This window comes from Halorubellus salinus, from assembly GCF_020567525.1.
GTDB classification, from domain to species: domain Archaea; phylum Halobacteriota; class Halobacteria; order Halobacteriales; family Natrialbaceae; genus Halorubellus; species Halorubellus salinus.
Genome location: NZ_JAJCVI010000005.1, coordinates 187,171 through 204,086 on the forward strand (window position 1 = coordinate 187,171; position 16,916 = coordinate 204,086).

Annotated in this window: 16 protein-coding genes; 6 read left to right on the top strand and 10 right to left on the bottom strand. The window is 67.4% G+C overall.

The genetic code is table 11. The features are described from left to right. Positions 1-86 precede the first annotated feature (86 nt). Positions 87-1,424, bottom strand: a complete 1,338-nt coding sequence (hemL, locus tag LI336_RS15095; RefSeq protein ID WP_227133981.1) for a glutamate-1-semialdehyde 2,1-aminomutase — start codon at positions 1,422-1,424, stop codon at positions 87-89. 213 nt (positions 1,425-1,637) lie between these two features. On the opposite strand from hemL, the gene LI336_RS15100 reads away from it, so the two are divergent. Next, entirely contained in the window at positions 1,638-2,555 is a 918-nt protein-coding gene (locus LI336_RS15100) for a DMT family transporter (protein WP_227133982.1), read from the top strand. Between the two features lie 147 nt (positions 2,556-2,702). Here the strand turns inward: LI336_RS15100 and LI336_RS15105 are convergent, their stop codons facing one another. The 8 genes from LI336_RS15105 to hemB form a co-directional block, all read right to left on the bottom strand. Further along, positions 2,703-4,715 (bottom strand): copper-translocating P-type ATPase, encoded by a 2,013-nt coding sequence (locus LI336_RS15105; protein WP_227134262.1) that lies wholly within the window; start codon positions 4,713-4,715, stop codon positions 2,703-2,705. A gap of 120 nt (positions 4,716-4,835) precedes the next feature. Continuing rightward, the gene (locus LI336_RS15110) at positions 4,836-5,177 is read right to left on the bottom strand and encodes an SHOCT domain-containing protein (protein WP_227133983.1); all 342 of its coding nucleotides are present in this window, start codon (positions 5,175-5,177) and stop codon (positions 4,836-4,838) included. Between the two features lie 555 nt (positions 5,178-5,732). Beyond that, positions 5,733-7,043 carry an O-acetylhomoserine aminocarboxypropyltransferase/cysteine synthase family protein gene (locus LI336_RS15115; protein ID WP_227133984.1) on the bottom strand — a complete coding sequence of 437 codons (1,311 nt, stop codon included), beginning with the start codon at positions 7,041-7,043 and terminating at the stop codon, positions 5,733-5,735. A 134-nt stretch (positions 7,044-7,177) separates the two neighbouring features. After that, on the bottom strand, positions 7,178-7,528 hold the full coding sequence (glnK1, locus tag LI336_RS15120) for a nitrogen regulatory protein GlnK1 (protein WP_264475481.1): 351 nt from the start codon (positions 7,526-7,528) through the stop codon (positions 7,178-7,180). Further along, positions 7,521-8,993 (bottom strand): ammonium transporter, encoded by a 1,473-nt coding sequence (locus LI336_RS15125; protein WP_227133985.1) that lies wholly within the window; start codon positions 8,991-8,993, stop codon positions 7,521-7,523. The genes glnK1 and LI336_RS15125 overlap by 8 nt, the downstream gene beginning before the upstream one ends. Continuing rightward, positions 8,993-9,121: a hypothetical protein gene (locus LI336_RS20220; RefSeq protein ID WP_264475482.1), complete on the bottom strand. Its 129-nt coding sequence runs from the start codon at positions 9,119-9,121 to the stop codon at positions 8,993-8,995. Before LI336_RS20220 ends, LI336_RS15125 begins: the two co-directional genes overlap by 1 nt. A 444-nt stretch (positions 9,122-9,565) precedes the next feature. After that, positions 9,566-9,985, bottom strand: a complete 420-nt coding sequence (locus tag LI336_RS15130) for a hypothetical protein (RefSeq protein ID WP_227133986.1) — start codon at positions 9,983-9,985, stop codon at positions 9,566-9,568. A gap of 174 nt (positions 9,986-10,159) precedes the next feature. Further along, on the bottom strand, positions 10,160-11,143 hold the full coding sequence (hemB, locus tag LI336_RS15135; RefSeq protein WP_227133987.1) for a porphobilinogen synthase: 984 nt from the start codon (positions 11,141-11,143) through the stop codon (positions 10,160-10,162). Positions 11,144-11,276: 133 nt separating this feature from the next. On the opposite strand from hemB, the gene LI336_RS15140 reads away from it, so the two are divergent. The 5 genes from LI336_RS15140 to LI336_RS15160 all read left to right on the top strand — a co-directional run bounded on the left by LI336_RS15140 (position 11,277) and on the right by LI336_RS15160 (position 14,222). Next, complete coding sequence (locus LI336_RS15140) at positions 11,277-11,921, top strand: DedA family protein (protein ID WP_227133988.1); 645 nt, start codon at positions 11,277-11,279, stop codon at positions 11,919-11,921. A gap of 64 nt (positions 11,922-11,985) precedes the next feature. Then, positions 11,986-12,537, top strand: a complete 552-nt coding sequence (locus LI336_RS15145; protein ID WP_227133989.1) for a GNAT family N-acetyltransferase — start codon at positions 11,986-11,988, stop codon at positions 12,535-12,537. 55 nt (positions 12,538-12,592) lie between these two features. Continuing rightward, a complete protein-coding gene (locus LI336_RS15150) occupies positions 12,593-13,147 on the top strand; it encodes a GNAT family N-acetyltransferase (RefSeq protein WP_227133990.1) in 555 nt (184 codons plus the stop codon). Between the two features lie 107 nt (positions 13,148-13,254). Then, positions 13,255-13,596, top strand: a complete 342-nt coding sequence (locus tag LI336_RS15155; RefSeq protein WP_227133991.1) for a hypothetical protein — start codon at positions 13,255-13,257, stop codon at positions 13,594-13,596. A 179-nt stretch (positions 13,597-13,775) separates the two neighbouring features. Beyond that, positions 13,776-14,222, top strand: coding sequence for a DUF4870 domain-containing protein (locus LI336_RS15160; protein ID WP_227133992.1), 447 nt, complete (start codon positions 13,776-13,778; stop codon positions 14,220-14,222). Positions 14,223-14,515: 293 nt separating this feature from the next. On the opposite strand, the gene LI336_RS15165 is transcribed toward LI336_RS15160, so the two are convergent. Then, positions 14,516-16,678 (bottom strand): heterodisulfide reductase-related iron-sulfur binding cluster, encoded by a 2,163-nt coding sequence (locus LI336_RS15165; RefSeq protein WP_227133993.1) that lies wholly within the window; start codon positions 16,676-16,678, stop codon positions 14,516-14,518. Positions 16,679-16,916 lie beyond the last annotated feature (238 nt).

The following is a 16,916-nucleotide window of genomic DNA, read 5'->3' on the forward strand; positions in this document are numbered from 1 at the left end:
CGAGACGGTTGCGCCCCGCATCGCCGCGACCCCCAGAAACCGAGCGCGAGGCCTGCACGCCCCACCACAGCGACCGCCAGACCGCCCTACAGCGCCTCGCGGTACGCGGCCAGCGTCTCCTCGACGTCCTCCTCGGTGTGCGCGTACGACACGAACTGGGACTCGTACTGGTTCGCGGTGAGGAACACGCCCCGCTCCTTCATCTCCTGCCAGAACACGCGCTCCCAGCGCTCCGTATCGCACGCCGCCACGTCCGCCCCGTTCTTCGGGCACACGTCGTAGCGCGGACAGTCCTCGCGCTGCGAACAGCCCGCCTCGCAGTGCCCCTCGAACCCATCAGGTGCCTCGCGCGTGAACAGCACCTTGAACATCGAATCCGTCCCCACCACCGTGTACTCCGGCGCCTGCTCCCGACAGATCTCAGTCAAGCCCTCCCGGAGCCGCTCGCCGAGCGCGTTCACGTGCTCGTAGACGTCGTGCTCCGCCGCGTACGTGAGATACGCGTGGCCCGCCGCCATCGTCACCGGATGCCCCGAGAAGGTCCCGGACTGGAACACCGGCCCGCTCGGCGAGAACTGCTCGATTATCTCCGCGCGCCCACCGATCGCACCAACTGGGAACCCGCCACCGATTATCTTCCCGAACGTCGTCACGTCCGGCGTCACCCCGAACTTCCCCTGCGCGCACCCCAATCCACCGACGCGGAACCCCGTGATGACCTCGTCGAACACCAACAGCGCGCCGTAGTCGTCACACAGGTCCCGGAGCGTCTCGTGATATCCATCTACGGGCATCACGATGCCCTTGTTCCCGAGGATGGGCTCCGTGAGGACCGCCGCGATGTCGTCGCCGTGCTCCTGGAACACCTCGATCACGGCTTCGGTATCGTTGAACGGCACCGGGATCGTGTGCTCCGCGAACGACTGCGGGATTCCGCGCGTCGACGGATGCACGTCGCCGGGTTCGCCCTCGACGAGCGTCGACTCCTGCGCGCCGTGATAGCCGCCCTGCATCACCACGATCTTGTCACGGCCCGTGTACCCCCTGGCGAGCCGAACCGCCGACACCGTCGCCTCCGTCCCGGAGTTCACGAACCGGAGCATCTCCACGCTCGGCACGTGCCGCGCCACGAACTCCGCGTGCTCCACCTCGATCTCCGTCGGCGCCCCGTACATCGGGCCCTGGCTCGAGTGCTGCTGGACCGCCGCCTGCACCGCCTCCGGCGGCGAATGCCCGTACAGGAGCGGGCCGTACCCGTTCACGTAGTCGATGTACCGGTTCCCGTCCGCGTCCACGACGTGCCCGCCGTCGCCCTTCTGCACGAAGAACGGGTACGGCATCGTCGCGCGCACCGAGGAGTTCACGCCGCCCGCGAGCACCGAGAGCGCGCGGTCGTACAGTTCCCGCGACTCGTCACTGGTCATACCCCGCGGTTCGGACGCACCCCACAAGTGCGTGTCGAGATTTCCCCCACCCCGAGAACCTCGACCCTCACGGGAGCGCAACCGGCGGCGTCCATGGTCGCCACCGGACCGAAGGCCGTGGCGGGAATCGCTAGCCGGCACCGTGCCCGCCCGAATCGTGTTGAGCGTTCCCACCACGCAAGCGCTATCCCGTCGAACCGCATCGGTCGAACCGTGACCCGTCACGAGAACGCGCTCGGGTTCCTCGCGCTCGCCGCGCTCTGGGGCGCGAGCTACCCCGCCATCACCGCCGCGAAGGCCGGCGTCGACCCGCTCCTGATGGCAGCGCTCCGGTTCGACGCCATCGGCGTCGTCGTCCTCGCGTACGCCGTCGTCCGCGGGCAGCGCGTCCGCCCCACGGCCGCCGACGTACGGAGCATCCTCGTCGGCGGCGTCGGTATCGTCGCCGTCCACAACGGCCTGCTGTTCCTCGGGCAGGCGCGCGTCACCGGCGCCGTCGGCGCGGTCGTCCTCGCGACCGTCCCCATCTGGTCGGTCGCGTTCGCCGTCGCCTTCCTCGACACCGCGCGACCGACGCCGGCGCGCGTCGTCGGCATCCTCCTCGGCGCCGTGGGCGTCGCCGTCCTCGCCGTCCCCCGCTCGGGCGGCGTCGACTCCCCGGACCCCGTCGGCGTCGGCCTCCTGACTGTCTCGGCCATCGCGTTCGCGCTCGCCGCCGTCGGCCTCCGCCGCGAGACCCCCGAGCTGGGCGTCGCCGCCCGCCAGGGCTGGATGATGCTCCTCGGCGGCCCGCTCCTCCACGCCGCGAGCGTCCTCGCCGGCGAGACCCAGGCCGTCGTCGTCACCACGGAAGCGGCGGTCGCGTTCGCGTACCTCGTCCTCGCCGCCGGCGTCGTCGGCTACCTCCTGTACTTCGGGCTCCTGGACCGCCTCGGGCCCGTCGAGATCAACCTCGTCGGGTACGTCGCGCCCGTCTTCGCCGCGCTCGTCGGCTGGCTGTTCCTCGACGACGCCATCTCCACCCAGACCGTCACCGGGTTCGCCGTCATCGCCGTCGGGTTCGCACTCGTCAAACGCACCGCCATCCGCGACGCCCTCGCCGAGGACGCACCGCCCGCTACAGGCGACTGAACTGGTCGCACCGGCACCGGCCGATGGAGCGCGCTTCATCTAACGGACCGTCCCCCGGAAGGACGCCGAAAGCCGACCGCACTGCCACGCAACGACGGGGTGACAGTGGGAACCGCTCGCTGGTGTCGGTCGAAGAGACCGGGTCCTTCAGTCTGCAGGGCGCGCGTCACCGGACGCCGGCATCCCCGGCAAACTCGGCACGGAGAGGTCGACGCGCCGGAGTAGCTGTGCGTTGATGGCGACGATGACCGTACTCAGCGACATCAGCAGTGCGCCCACGGCAGGCGACAGCAAAACGCCGACGGGGGCGAGGACGCCAGCGGCGAGCGGGATGGCGAAGACGTTGTAGCCAGCGGCCCAGACGATGTTCTCCTGCATCTTCCGGTAGCTGGCCTTGCTCAACTTCACCAACCGAACCACGTCCATCGGGTTGTTCTGGACGAGAATGACATCCGCCGACTGGACGGCCACGTCGGTCCCGCTTCCGATGGCGATGCCCACGTCCGCGCGGGTGAGTGCGGGCGCGTCGTTGACGCCGTCACCGACCATCGCCACGAGCTTGCCCTCGTCCTGTAGCTCCTGGACTTTCGTGTCCTTGTCCTCCGGGAGCACTTCGGCGAAGACGGTGTCGATGCCCAGTTCCTCGGCGACGGCGTACGCCACGTCCTCGGAGTCGCCGGTCAGCATCGCCACTTCGATGCCGAGGTCGTGGAGAGCCTCGACGACGCGATAGCTCTCCTCGCGGACGACGTCCGCCATCGCGAAGGCCGCGACGAGGTCCCCGTCTCGAACGAGGTAAACGACGGTCTGTGCGTTCTCGCCGGCCTCGTCGGCGAAGCCGGTGAGCGAGTCCGGAACCTCGCTATCGAGGTGGTTCAAGAGGTTCGGACCGCCGACGTACACCGCTCGACCGCCCACGGTCGCCCTGACGCCGCGGCCCTTCATCGCCTCGAACCCGGTCGCGTCGGCCACGGTCACGCCGCGCTCGCTGGCTGCCTCGCGGATGGCGCGAGCGATCATGTGCTCGGAGTCGCTCTCGACGGCCGCCGCGAGTCCGAGCGCGTCGTCTTCGTCGACACCGTCGACCGTCTCCACCCCGACGACGCCGTGTTCGCCCTCAGTGAGCGTCCCGGTCTTGTCGAAGACGACGGCGTCGAGGTTACGGGCCTGCTCCATGGCGATGCGGTCCCGGACGAGCATACCGTTGCGTGCGGCCAGCGAGGTGTTGATCGCCACGACGAGCGGAATCGCCAGGCCGAGTGCGTGCGGGCAGGCGATGACCAGTACCGTGACCACGCGCTCGATGACGGTCGCGTCGAACGACACCGCGATCGTCCACGCGATAGCGGTCACGACCGCCGCCGCGACGGCGACGTAAAACAGCCACCCAGCAGCGCGGTCGGCCAGCACTTGCGTCCTGGACTTGCTCGATTGAGCTTCCTCGACCAGTCGCATGATGCCTGCAAGCGTCGTCTCGTCGCCGGTCGCGTCGATGCGCACGCGGAGGCTGCCGTCACCGTTGACGGTGCCACCGATGACGTCCGCACCTGGTTCTTTCGAGACGGGCTTGGACTCGCCGGTGATCATCGCCTCGTCCACGTCCGAATCGCCCTCCTCGACGACGCCGTCGGCGGGGACGCTCGCGCCCGGTCGCACGAGCACGCGGTCGCCCTCCGAGAGTTCGGTGACTGGGACTTCCTCGGTGCCGTCGTCGGTGATTCGCTCGGCGATGTCGGGCATGAGTTTCGCCAGTTCGTCGAGCGCACTGGAGGCCCGCCGAACCGAGCGCATCTCTATCCAGTGACCGAGCAGCATGATGTCGATGAGCGTCACCAGCTCCCAGAAGAACGCCGACGACGTCGGGAAGATGACGCTCGCCAGACTGTAGACGAACGCGACGCTGATCGCCATCGAGATGAGCGTCATCATCCCCGGCGCCCGGTCGCTCACTTCCGGGACGGCCATCCGGAGGAAGGGCACGCCGCCGTAGGCGAAGACGACCACCGCGAAGACGGGATTGAGCCACTCGCTGCCGGGGAACGCGGGAACCGAGAACCCCAGCCACGACTGGAGCGTTTCGCTGTAGAGCAGTACTGGGATGGAGAGCAGCGTCGAGACGAAGAAGCGTCGGCGGAACATCCGTTCGTGCCCGGCGTGCATACCGCCGTGGCCACCGTGCTCCTCGTCGTGGTCGGCGTCCGACTCGTGGTGGGCGTGGTCGTCGGCGTGACCGTTCGCGTCGTGACTCGCGTCACCGGGACGATGCGAGTCGTTCACGACTCACTCACCGCCCTGCAGTTTTCGGCGGCGAGCGTCGAACTCCTCCTCGTCGATATCTCCCCGGGCGTAGCGGCGCCGCAGGACGGCCAGTGCGTCGTCTGACGCCTCACCACCGGCGTCGCGGCGCGCGAGGAACACGTAGCCGAGACCGAGCGGGACGGCTATCAGGACGACCATCCAGAGCGTCATCCACAGGTACCCGAACGTCCCATCGTGGGACCCCATCCAGCCGTCGTGGTGGTGGAAGCCATCGTCGTCGGTGTGGGCAGCGACAGGGCCGCTGAAAGCGATCACGAGTACCACGAGCAGTACTACCGTTGCGAGGGGTCGTCCCCCGCTCATCCGGCCACGTTCTTGACCCATGTTAGCATATACGTCGCCCCCATTCACGTCGGTTGTGGTCAGGAATACAACGTGCGTCGCGACACAGAGACATGAATCGAAAGCAGAACGGGGACAGAACTTACCATCGAATGGTCGGGCAGGAGCGCACCCCGTGGCTTCGCTCGGACGAGAGAACGTCAATCTGCGACGGTGACAGGCCGTCACGTCGTCTACCGTCGGTCACTGCGGGTGCCATCGCCTCGTCTGCGGTCCGCCACTGCGGGTGCCGTCGCGTCGTCTACGGTCTTCCACTGCAGGTGCCGTCGCAAGGACGGCATCAGCGTCTGTGAGCCGGTCGCCGTGTGCCGCTCTCTGACGGGCGTAGCGCTGCCAGTCGCTACAGTCGCATGGTTCGTGCTGTGAGACGCGGCTAGGCTTACGGTTCCAGTCTGACGAAGCAGCGGGAAACCGTGCAATTGCGCCACCGCGGCGGCCGAGACGGCCGACGAGTAGACGAAGGAACCGGGCCTCGAAACGCCCGAAATCGCGGCCTGGTGGACGGTGGCCGCTCGTTCAGTCGGTAGCGGTCTCGATGGCGTGGGCGAGGTCGGCGACGATGTCGGCGGGGTCCTCGATGCCGACGCTGAGGCGGACGAGGTCGTCGGTGACGCCGGCTTCCTCCTGTTCCTCGTCGGTGAGTTGCTGATGCGTGGTGCTCGCCGGGTGGATGATGAGGGTCTTCGCGTCGCCGACGTTCGCGAGGAGGCTCGCGAGTTCGGTGTTCTCGACGGTACCGCGGGCGGCCTCGTAGCCGCCTTCGAGGCCGAACGTGATCATGCCGCCGTAGCCGCCGTCCAGGTACTTCTTGGCGTTCTCGTGGGTCGGATGGGATTCGAGGCCGGGGTAGTTCACCCACGCGACGTCCTCGTGGTCCTCGAGGTACTCGGCGACCGTCATCGCGTTCTCGCAGTGCCGGTCGACGCGTAGCGGCAGCGTCTCCAGGCCCTGGAGGGTCTGCCAGGCGTCGAAGGGACTCTGTTGGTTCCCGAGGTCGCGGAGGCCGCGCGCGATGGCGGCGTACGTGAACGCCGCGTCGCCGAACGTCTCCGCGAAGTTCACGCCGTGGTACGCGGGGTTCTCACCGCCGATCTCCGGGAACTTCTCGGCGTGCTCGCCCCAGTCGAACGTGCCGCCGTCGACGACGACCCCGCCGACGGTCGTCCCCGAGCCGTGGATCCACTTCGTCGTCGACTCCCAGACGAGGTCCGCGCCGTGCTCGATGGGGTTGCAGAGGTGCGGGGTCGCGAACGTGTTGTCGACGAACAGCGGGACGTCGTGGTCGTGCGCGATGTCCGCGACGCGCTCGATGTCGGGCGTGTCCAGCGCGGGGTTCCCGATGGTCTCCAGGTGGACGTACGCGGTGTCCTCGTCGATCGCTTCCTCGTAGGCGTCGTAGTCGAGTGCGTCCACGAACCGCGTCGTCACGCCGTTGCGCTCGACGCTATGCGTGAGGTACGTCGCGGTGCCGCCGTACAGCGACTTCGAGGAGACGATGTTGTCGCCGACGTCCGCGAGCAGGAACGTCACGAGGTTCAGTGCCGCCATCCCCGAGGAGGTCGCGACCGCACCGACACCACCTTCGAGCGCCGCGAGGCGCTCCTGGAGCGTCTCCACCGTCGGGTTCATCAGTCGCGAGTAGATGTACCCGGGCTTCTCGAGCGCGAACTGGCTCGCCGCGTCCTCCGCGTCGTCGAAGACGTAACTCGTCGTCTGGTACAGTGGCGGGGCACGCGACCCCGTCGCCGAATCCGGCTCCTGCCCGGCGTGCAGCGAGTGTGTGGCGAATCCGCGGTCGTCCGTATCGTCGGGTGACTCGTCCGTCATGGAAGCCACCAGGGCGTCGACGCCCTTAGCCGAGTTGAGTGTGGTGACTCTTGCCGGCGTCTACGACTGACTACCAAGCACCGCGACGACGCAGCGAGAAGGACTGCGCGTGGTGGTTGCCGCGACCGTCGCGGTCAGACCGCGTCCGGGCCGGTCTTGCCGGTCCGGACCTGGTAGGCGTCCTCGACGGGCAGGACGAAGATCTTCCCGTCGCCCTTCTCGCCGGTCTGTGCGGCCTCGGCGATGGCTTCGACGACGTCCTCGGCGGGCGTGTCCGAGACCACGGTCTCGACCTTGACCTTCTGGTGGAGGTCGACGACGTACTCCTCGCCGCGCCACTGGCTCTTCTTCGCGGGCTGACTGCCGCGTCCGGAGACGTCCGTCACCGTCAACGACGGTGCGCCGGCTTCCGAGAGCGCACGCTTGACCTCCGTGAGGCGGTCCGGGCGGATGATCGCGACGACCATCTTGATCTCGTCAGTCATCGCTCTCACCTCCGGTCGCCGCGTCCGTGGCGTCCGCGGTCGCGTCCGAAGCGTCCGCGCCACCGTCGGTGCGGACGTCCGTACCGCCGTCGGTCGTCACGGTCGCACGACCCGATTCCGGGCTGGCGTCCCCGACGAACTCGGGGTACGTCGAGATGCCGTGTTCGCCCGCGTCCAGGCCGGCCTCCTCTTCCTCTTCGCTGACGCGCAGGCCGACGGTCGCTTCGAGCACGAGGAACGCCGCGCCGGTCGCGAGCACCGTCCACGTGCCGATGACGGCGACGCCGACGACCTGCATCACGAGCTGGTCGACGCCGAGGAACGCCCAGCCGTCGCCGAGGATGGCGACCCCGCTACTGGACGCGCCGAAGAACGGGATGAGGATGGTCCCGACACCACCCGCGGCCCCGTGGACTGCGAAGACACCGCAGACGTCGTCGATCTTCAGCGAATCGACGGTCCAGCGGTACGCGGGCAGGACGAGCGCACCGCCGATGGCGCCGATGACGAGGCCGCCCCACCACGTGACGTGCGGGACCGCGCCCGTGACCGCGACGAGGCCGGCGAGCAGCCCGTTGGCCATCCAGAGGGGGTCGGGCTTGCCCTGCCAGAACGTCGAGACGAGCATCGCGGCGACCGCGCCGGCGCCCATGCCGAGCGTGGTGACGAGCGCGACGCGACCGAGTGCGGCACCCATGAACGCGACGGAGCCGTCGTCGGCGACGGAGAGGACGGTCGCCTGCGTGCCGACGTTGAAGCCGTACCAGCCGAACGCGAGGATGAGCGTCCCGAGGACGGCGAGCAGCATCGAGTGCCCGGGGATGGGCTGGCTGTTCCCGTCCGCGTCGAACCGGCCCTTGCGCGGGCCGACCATCTTCGCGGCGACGAGGCCGGCGAGGCCGCCGACCATGTGGACGACGGTCGCACCGGCGAAGTCGAGGTAGCCGACGCCGAGCGCTTCACCGAGGTATCCACCTGCGGACGGCCCGGCGAGCAGGCCACCGGCCCACGTGAGGCCCTGGACGGTCGGGTAGATGACGGCGGTGATGGCGACGACGAAGAGGACGTACGCCTTGAAGTCCATGCGTTCGGCGACGGCGCCGGAGACGATCGTCGCGGCGGTCATCGCGAAGACCGCGCCGAACACCCAGCCGACCCAGGAGCCGGCGGAGCCGACGTACGAGAACGCGCCCATGACGTCGAGCGCGGAACTCGAGGTGAGTGCGCCGACGACGCCCGCGAAGCCGGCGCCGACGATGAAGTACACGAGGACGCCGAGCCCCCAGTCGGTCATGTTCTTCATGAGGACGTTCCCGACGTTCTTCGCGCGTACCTGGCCGGCTTCGAGGAGCGCGAAGCCAGGCTGCATGAAGAAGATCAGGAAGGAGACGACGAGCACCCAGACGGTGTTGATGCTGTTCGCGACCGCGCTCGGGTCGAGCTGGAGTGCGAGGCCGTCGAGCATCAGGTCTCGACCTCCGCGAGCGTCGCGAGCAGGTCGTCGTTCACTGCGCGCGTCTCCGTCGAGCTGGGGTCGACCGTCGAGTCGTCGAACCCGCCACCCGTTCCGGTAGTGGCTGACCGTTCGTCCACGATACTATTAGATTTACACGCGTTCGTGTTCCGAGTCACGGATAGTCGTCATCATAGCACAGTACATAAGGATTAGCGTTGTCGAACGTCCACAATACCAGGTGCATGATGGACGTTCGTACGAACTTCAATCGAATCAAGTCTGTTTAAGGATGTAAAGCGTCCAGAAATCACGCGTCCGTCAGCGCGTAACTCGACGTTCGTCGAGTCCACGAACGCGCCCAGCGGCCGACCACAGCGACATGCCCCACCATGACACGCAGGAACGACGCCGTAAACCGCAAGACTGCGTCGACCCGCGCCGTCGGCAAATCTTGCACGCGCGAGCACCCAGAATCCATCCGACCGACCACGACGCCGGGCGTCGACCTGTCGATTACAACCCCAGCCCGCCGCGTCGACCTGTCGAAGACAATATTAGGTCGACGGGGCGGGGCCTCGCCGCTACTCCTCCAGGCCGATGTCGGTGACGATGATGGTCACGTCGGCGTCCGTCTCCGCGTCCGGTTCGATGGGGAACCCGACGGCGTACGCGCAATCGCCGGTCTCGATGTTCTGCAGTTGGAACCCGCCGCCGAGCGTCTGGAGGGACGCTCGACCCGTGCCGTCGTCGATGGCGACCTCGGACTGCGTCGCCTTCTCGATGGCGCCGACCACGCGCGGGAGCTCTTCGGTCGTCTCCGACCCCGTGCTCGCGTTCTCGCTCTCAGTCTCCTCGGCCTGTTCGCGCGCTCGCTCCGCCAGCGCACCGATCTCGTTCTCGCCCGGGCCACAGCTCCCGAGCACGCCACAGCCAGCCACCGACGTCATGCCACTCGCGGCCGCCGCGGCCCCGGCTCGCCTCAGAACAGCTCGTCGATTCATGTACACATACCAACACTCGTCAGTAATAATGATTCCCAAAACCGATGCGGATTCGGGGACGACCCGCAACGCGATTCGACCACCAACGTGTCGGCTCGACAGAACCGGTTCGACCGTCAGCGCGTCGGTTCGACGAGCGCGGGCGGTTCGCGTGCCCGGTCCCGTGACCGTCGGTCAGTCGGCGCTCTCAGCGAGCAGTTCCGCGAAGTACGTCACGACGAGGTCCGCGCCGGCGCGCTTGATCGAGAGCACGGACTCCCTGGCCGTTCCCTCGAGGTCGAGCCAGCCCTTCTCGGCGGCGGCGTGCAGCATCGCGTACTCGCCGGAGACGTTGTACGCCGCCACCGGCCGGTCGAACTCGCGGCGGACGTCCGCGACGATGTCGAGGTAGGGCAGCGCGGGCTTGATCATGAGGACGTCCGCGCCCTCCTCGACGTCCAGGCGGACCTCGCGAGTGGCCTCCCGGCGGTTCGCGGGGTCCATCTGGTAGTGCCGGCGGTCGCCGAACGCGGGAGCGCCGTCCGCGGCGTCGCGGAACGGCCCGTAGAATGCCGACTCGTACTTCGCGGCGTACGAGAGGATGGGCACGTCGGCGTGCCCGGCGTCGTCGAGCGCACCACGGATCGCGCCGACCATCCCGTCCATCATCCCCGACGGCGCAACCATGTCCGCGCCCGCCTTCGCGTGACTCACCGCGACGCTCCCGAGCAACGGCAGCGTCTCGTCGTTCTCGACGGTCAACTCCGCGGCCTCGTGCGCGTGCGGTTCCAGCACCCCACAGTGCCCGTGCTCGGTGTACTCGCACAGGCAGACGTCCGTGATGACGTACGCGTCCGTCTCCGCGGTGACGCGCCGCGTCGCCTCCTGCACGACACCGTCTCCAGCCCACGCCTGCGACCCCGTCTCGTCCTTCGATTCGGGGATGCCGAACAGCATCACGGCCTCCACGCCCGTCGCGAGGACCTCCTCGACGCGCGCCACCGCCTCCTCGACCGGCACGCGCTCGTGGCCCGGCATCGACTCGATGGGGACGCGCTCGTCGGTCGTCGCGTCCACGAACACGGGCGCGACGAGGTCCGTCGCGTCCACCGTCGTCTCACTCACCAGCTCGCGCACGCCGTCCTTCCGGAGGCGGCGCGGACGCTCGATGCGCTCCATACCCGACACTCCGGGGGCGCCCGGGGTAAGCGTAGCGCTCTCGACGCCACCGCACCTCGAGAACTCGCCGCGACCACCATCGTTGCCAACGTGACACAACGCATTTACCTGCCGCCTCGTGACCATAGGTCGAATGACGACTGACGTCACCGACGGCGCGCAACCCCGAGAGGACGGCCTGCGGTGGCTCCTCGCGGAGTACGGGCCGCTCGCGGTCGCGGTCGGGTTCGCCGTCCTCGCCGTCGCTGGGGTCGCGCTGTTCCTCGTCGGCGACGAATCCCTCGCACGAGCGTTCCTCGACCAGTACGGGGTGCTCGCGCTGTTCGCCATCCTCGTCCTCGAGGGCGCGATGCTACTGTACTTCGCGCCGAGCGAGGCGCTCGTCCCGGCGAGCATCCAGTTGCTCGCCGCGAGCACCGGCGACGTCGAGACCATCGCGGTCCTCATCCTCGTCGCCGCCGCGGGCGCGACCGTCGGCCAGTACGCGCTGTTCACGCTCGCGAAACGCACCGGCCGCGACTGGCTGCTCGACCGGACGTGGTTCCGCGTGAGCGAGGACCGCCTGGAGCGCTTCGAGGGCTGGTTCGACCGCTGGGGGCGCGCCGCCGTCCCCGTCTCGAACGCGCTCCTGTTCACGCGCGGGATGCTCACCGTCCCCGCCGGGTTCGCGGACATGAACGACCTCGAGTTCGTCGCGCTCTCCGCGGTCGGGAGCGTGCTCTTCCAGACGTGGCTCGCGCTCGCGTGGCTCGGCGTCCTCCAACTCGGCGTCTTCTGACGACCACGCCACGGGTTCGCACACACCCACAAGGGCTTTTCGCGCGCCGTCGAATCGTCGCGGTATGCCCGGAGCAGTCTTCCTGCGGTCGGACCGGTTGACGTTACGGACGATAGAGGCGGAGGACGTGGACTTCGTCCACGAGCACAAGAACCCACCCGCAGTCCATCGGTCGTACATCTGGCCGTACCCGGAGAACCACGACGACGTCGAGGAGTACCTCCTCGAGGACGACGACGGCACCAGCCTCCTCGTCTGCCGCGAGGGCGACGACGGCGACCCCGAGCCCGTGGGGGAGGTCGGGATGCACGTCGACGACCGCACGCGCGAGGCCGAGATCGGCGTCTGGGTCGCCGAACCGTACTGGGGCGAGGGCTACGGCACCGAGGCGTGCGAACGGTTCGTCGACTACGCGTTCGACGAGCGGAACGTCCACCGGATGATGGCGAAGCACATCGAGGGCAACGACGGCTCGAAGCGCATCTGGGAGAAGCTCGGGTTCGCCCACGAGGGCACCCACCGCGAGAGCGAGTTCATGGACGGGGAGTACCGCGACATGCACGTCTACGGCGTCCTCGCCGACGAGTGGCGCAAGCGCGACGCCCGACAGTCCTGAGGACGACTCACACGCTTCCACAACGCCTTTTTTTGCCGGCGGTCGAGTCAGGCGTATGCCTGGTGCAGTCTTCCTCCGCGGCGACCGCGTCTCCCTCCACACCATCGAGGAAGCGGACCTCGACCTCCTGAACGAGAACGTGAACGACCCGCGGGTGCGCCGTCCGTTGACGTCGGCGACGCCGACGACGATGCGGTCCACCGAGGAGTTCCACGAGGACGTCGTCAGCGACGACGACTCCGTGAACCTCCTCATCTGCGTCGACGGCGACGACGGCGACCCCGAGCCGGTCGGGGACATCGCGCTGTTCAAGATTCACGAGCGAACGCGCTGGGGCGAGCTCGCCATCGCCATCCATCCCGACCACTGGAGCAAGGGGTACGGGACCGAAGCGAGCCGGTTGCTCGTCGAGTACGCGTTCGACGAACGGAACCTGAACCGGGTGCAGGCGCGCGTGATGGCGGCGAACGACGCCTCGCGGCGCATCTGGGAGACGCTCGGGTTCGAGCAGGAGGGCCGGTTGCGCGAGAACCAGTTCGTCGACGGCGAGTACGTCGACACGCTCTACTTCGGGCTGCTGGAGGCCGACTGGCGCGACCGCGGCGCCTGACCGCGGTCGAGTGCATCGCGGCTGGAAGCGCCTGGTGACCAGGTGTCGAGAACGTGGCCACCAGCTGTCACACCAAGTATATGTCCTCACTCGTCGTATCAGTGGTCATGGTCAAGAAGTTCACACTCTTAGAGCTGCACCTCGACGAAGCCCGATTCAGCAACGCCGTCGGGAGCACGGCCGAGGAAGCCGAAGAGCTGCTCGACGTCATGGACGCCGAGATGGACGCCGAGAGAGCCGAGGAGATGGACGACGAGCGCTCCGAGGACGAGATGGACGACGAGCGCTCCATCGGCCGCACCCTCCGACGTGCGGCGTTCCTGGTGGTGCTGGCGGTCGGCATCCGGACCATCGCTCGCCGCTTGCTCTCCGACGACATCGAGGACATCGAGGACGTCGTCGGCGAGGACTCGGTCGCGGTCGACCTCGACGAGCAGGTCGAGGCCTGAACCCGCGCGGAATAATACGTTATCGTATATTTTCGAGTCGACCGTTCGCGTCTAGTGCCCTCTTCGTTACCGTTCACCACATTTCGTTAGGGTATACGAACCATACGCGAACCATCTTATTTCGCACACATCTGCTGTGTTTAATACGTCCCTAGTGGTATTAGGTAACGAGTCACATTATGGCAACCGAAGACATCAATACCGACGCGTCCACCACCGAACACAGCACAGAGACCATCCAGCAATCCACCGGCACTGGCCTCGACTCGAACGTCGCCGGCGCACTCGCCTACCTCTTCGGCGCCCTCACGGGCATCATCTTCTACTTCCTCGAACCAGAGGACGAGTTCGTCCGGTTCCACGCCGCACAGAGCATCGTCCTCAGCGTCTCGCTGTTCGCGCTCAGCATCGGGATCACGTTCGTCTCCATCCTCGTGAGTATCATCTCGAGTGCGAGCATCGAAGCGGGCTTCGCCGGCGCCATCGTCTCACTCGTGTTCTTCCTCGCGTGGCTCGTCATCGGGCTCGGCACGTTCGCCCTCTGGCTGTTCCTCATGCTCCGGGCCTACCAGGGCAAGCGCACCCGCGTCCCCATCGCCGCCGGGATCGCCGACCGCATCGCCTGAATCGACCACTCGCCCGAATCGGCTGCTCCCCTGAATCGACCACTCGCCCGAATCGGCTGCTCCCCTGAATCGACCACTCGCCCGAGTCCCCTGAATCGACCACCTGTCGCGACAGACGCAGCCCCCGCTGCCCGAACGCATCGCTCTCCTTTCGACGAAACACCAGACGAGAAGCGACCGCACCGCAATCGGAACCGCAACGGCGACCGCACCGCAATCGGGACCGCAACGGCGACCGCACGCGGTCGGTCTCGCACTGTCCCGAGACCGGCGTCGAAAGCGACCGACGGCGGTCAGACCGCGATCTGGTCCTCGGCGCCGATGGCCTCGACGATGAGTTCCGCGATGTCGACGACCTCGATGTCGTCCTCGAACCCGCCGGTCTTCCGGCCGTCCTCGTACATCGTCATGCACATCGGGCACGCGACCACGAACTTCTCGACCGCCGACCCGGCGTCCGTATCCTCCAGTGCCTCGCGGAGGCGTTCCTCGCTCGGCTTCGTCTCCTCCTCGACCTCGATCCAGAGGCCGCCGCCACCGCCACCACAGCAGAACGAATCCGCGCGATTCCGCGGCATCTCGTGGAGCTCGCAGCCCGTCGCTTTCACGAGGTCGCGAGGTGCCTCGTACTCGTCGTTGTACCGCCCCAGGTGACAGGGGTCGTGGTACGTGACGGTGTAGTCGAGTTCGGTCCCACGGAGTCCGAGCGCATTCCGCTCGACGAGCTCCTCGACGACCTGCGTCCAGTGCTTGACGTCTATCTCGCCGTCCGCGTTCCACTGGCCCTCGAACTCGAAGGGCATCATTGGGTCGTCCGCGAACTCTTCGAAGTCGACCTCCGGGTACTCGTTCTTGAACGTGTTGTAGCTGTGAGGGTCCGTGCAGACGAGCTTCTCGAACTCGCAGTCCTCGAAGGACTCGACGTGATGCCCGGCGAGTTCGACGTAGAGGAACTCCTCGCCGACGCGACGGATGTCGTTCCCGTCGTACTTCTCGTCGTCGAAGAGGATACCGAAGGAGACGTCCGCCTCCTTGAGGATGGTCGCGAGCGACCGCGCGACCTTCTTGTTCCGGTCGTCGTAGCTCGGGTAGTCGCCGACGTACCAGAGGTACTCGACCTCCTCCTCGCGGGCGTCCGGCACTTCGAAGTCGAGGGGGTCCGCCCAGTCACCGCGCTTGCGCTGCGGGTCGCCGAACGTGTTCCCCTTCTGCATGAGGTTCTGGAAGACGTCCTGGAGGTTCGGGTCGATCTCGCCGGCGTCGGTCAGCTCGCGGTTCATCCGCGTGAACGAGTTCAGGTGCTCGATCTCGACGGGGCAGGCGTCCATGCACGCCATGCAGGACATGCAGGACTCCATCGTCTCCGCCTGGATGACCGACGACCCGCCGTCGGCGACGATGGCCTTCTCGTCGCCGCCGGCGTCGAGGTTCTCCCGGTACTGTTTGAGGTCGAGGATGACGTCGCGGGGGTCGAGGTTCCGGCCGCTCGCGTTCGCCGGACACACCGACGAGCAACGCCCGCACTTCGTGCACGCGTCCTGGTCGAGGATCTCCTTCCAGCTGAAGGAGTCGATGCTCTCCGCGCCCGTGTCCGCGTCCAGGTCCGCGGGGACGCCGGGGAGGCGCTTGCCGGCCTTCTCGTCGCGGGTGACGACGTTCGCGAAGCTCGATATCATGTGGAACGGCTTCGCGTACGGGATGGCGGCGATGAAGATCAGCGCGACGACGGCGTGCGTCCACCACGTGAGCGGGTAGACGGCGGTCGCCATCGACTCGGTCATCCCCGCGGCGGCGAAGACGTCGGCGGTGAACCAGCCGACGAAGCTCACGGTCTCGAACTCGGGGCGACCGGTGCCGAGGATGCGAACGCCCTCGGTGATGTAGCCGCCGACGCCGAGGTAGAACAGCGTCCACACGAAGAGGTCGTCCTCGGTGCTCGTGTGTTTGCCCCAGAGGCGGCCGTTCCGTTCGACGTACCGCCGGTAGATCGCCATGCCGACGCCGACGACGAACAGGAGCCCCATCGCGTCCATCACGAACGAGTACGCGACGTAGAAGTCGCCGACGAAGAACGACTGCTTGTTCCCGAGGACGAACTGCGTGAACTTCTGGTAGCCGTCCATGTCGACGGCGAGGATGCCCGTCCCGATGGTGAGGGTCAGGAACCCCCAGAGGATGAACGTGTGCATCACGCCGGCGTAGAGGTCTCTGTCGAACTGTTTCTCGTTCGAGGCGACGATCTTCGTCGCCTCGAGGACGCGACGACCGAGGTCGTTGGTGCGCTCGAACCAGTCCTCGTCTCCCTGTGCGTAGCGGGCGAACCGGTCGTAGACGCCGTAGGCGAAGACGACGATGGCGACGGCGGCGAGGTAGTAGAACACGACTTCGCCCGTGTGACCTATCTGCCAGAACGTCGGGCGGGTCGTTTCCTGGAGCGGTACCAGCGGAACTGTCATAGTCTATCACCGGGGCGATTGCCGCTTAAATCTTGCCACACTCGGACGGTTGCCCGCTCCCCTCTTGCGAGAATCCTCCCGGAGTTGAGGGTTTCCGCGTTCGAGTGGGCTCCCTTCGTGCGATTCACGCCCCGAGACAGTGGGTACTCACGTCAGGTGAGGGTGCCGACGACTGCTCGCCGGAAGCGCCGCCGGCCGTCGCTCGCCGGAGTCGACGGTCGTTCGACGTGGCCGCTCG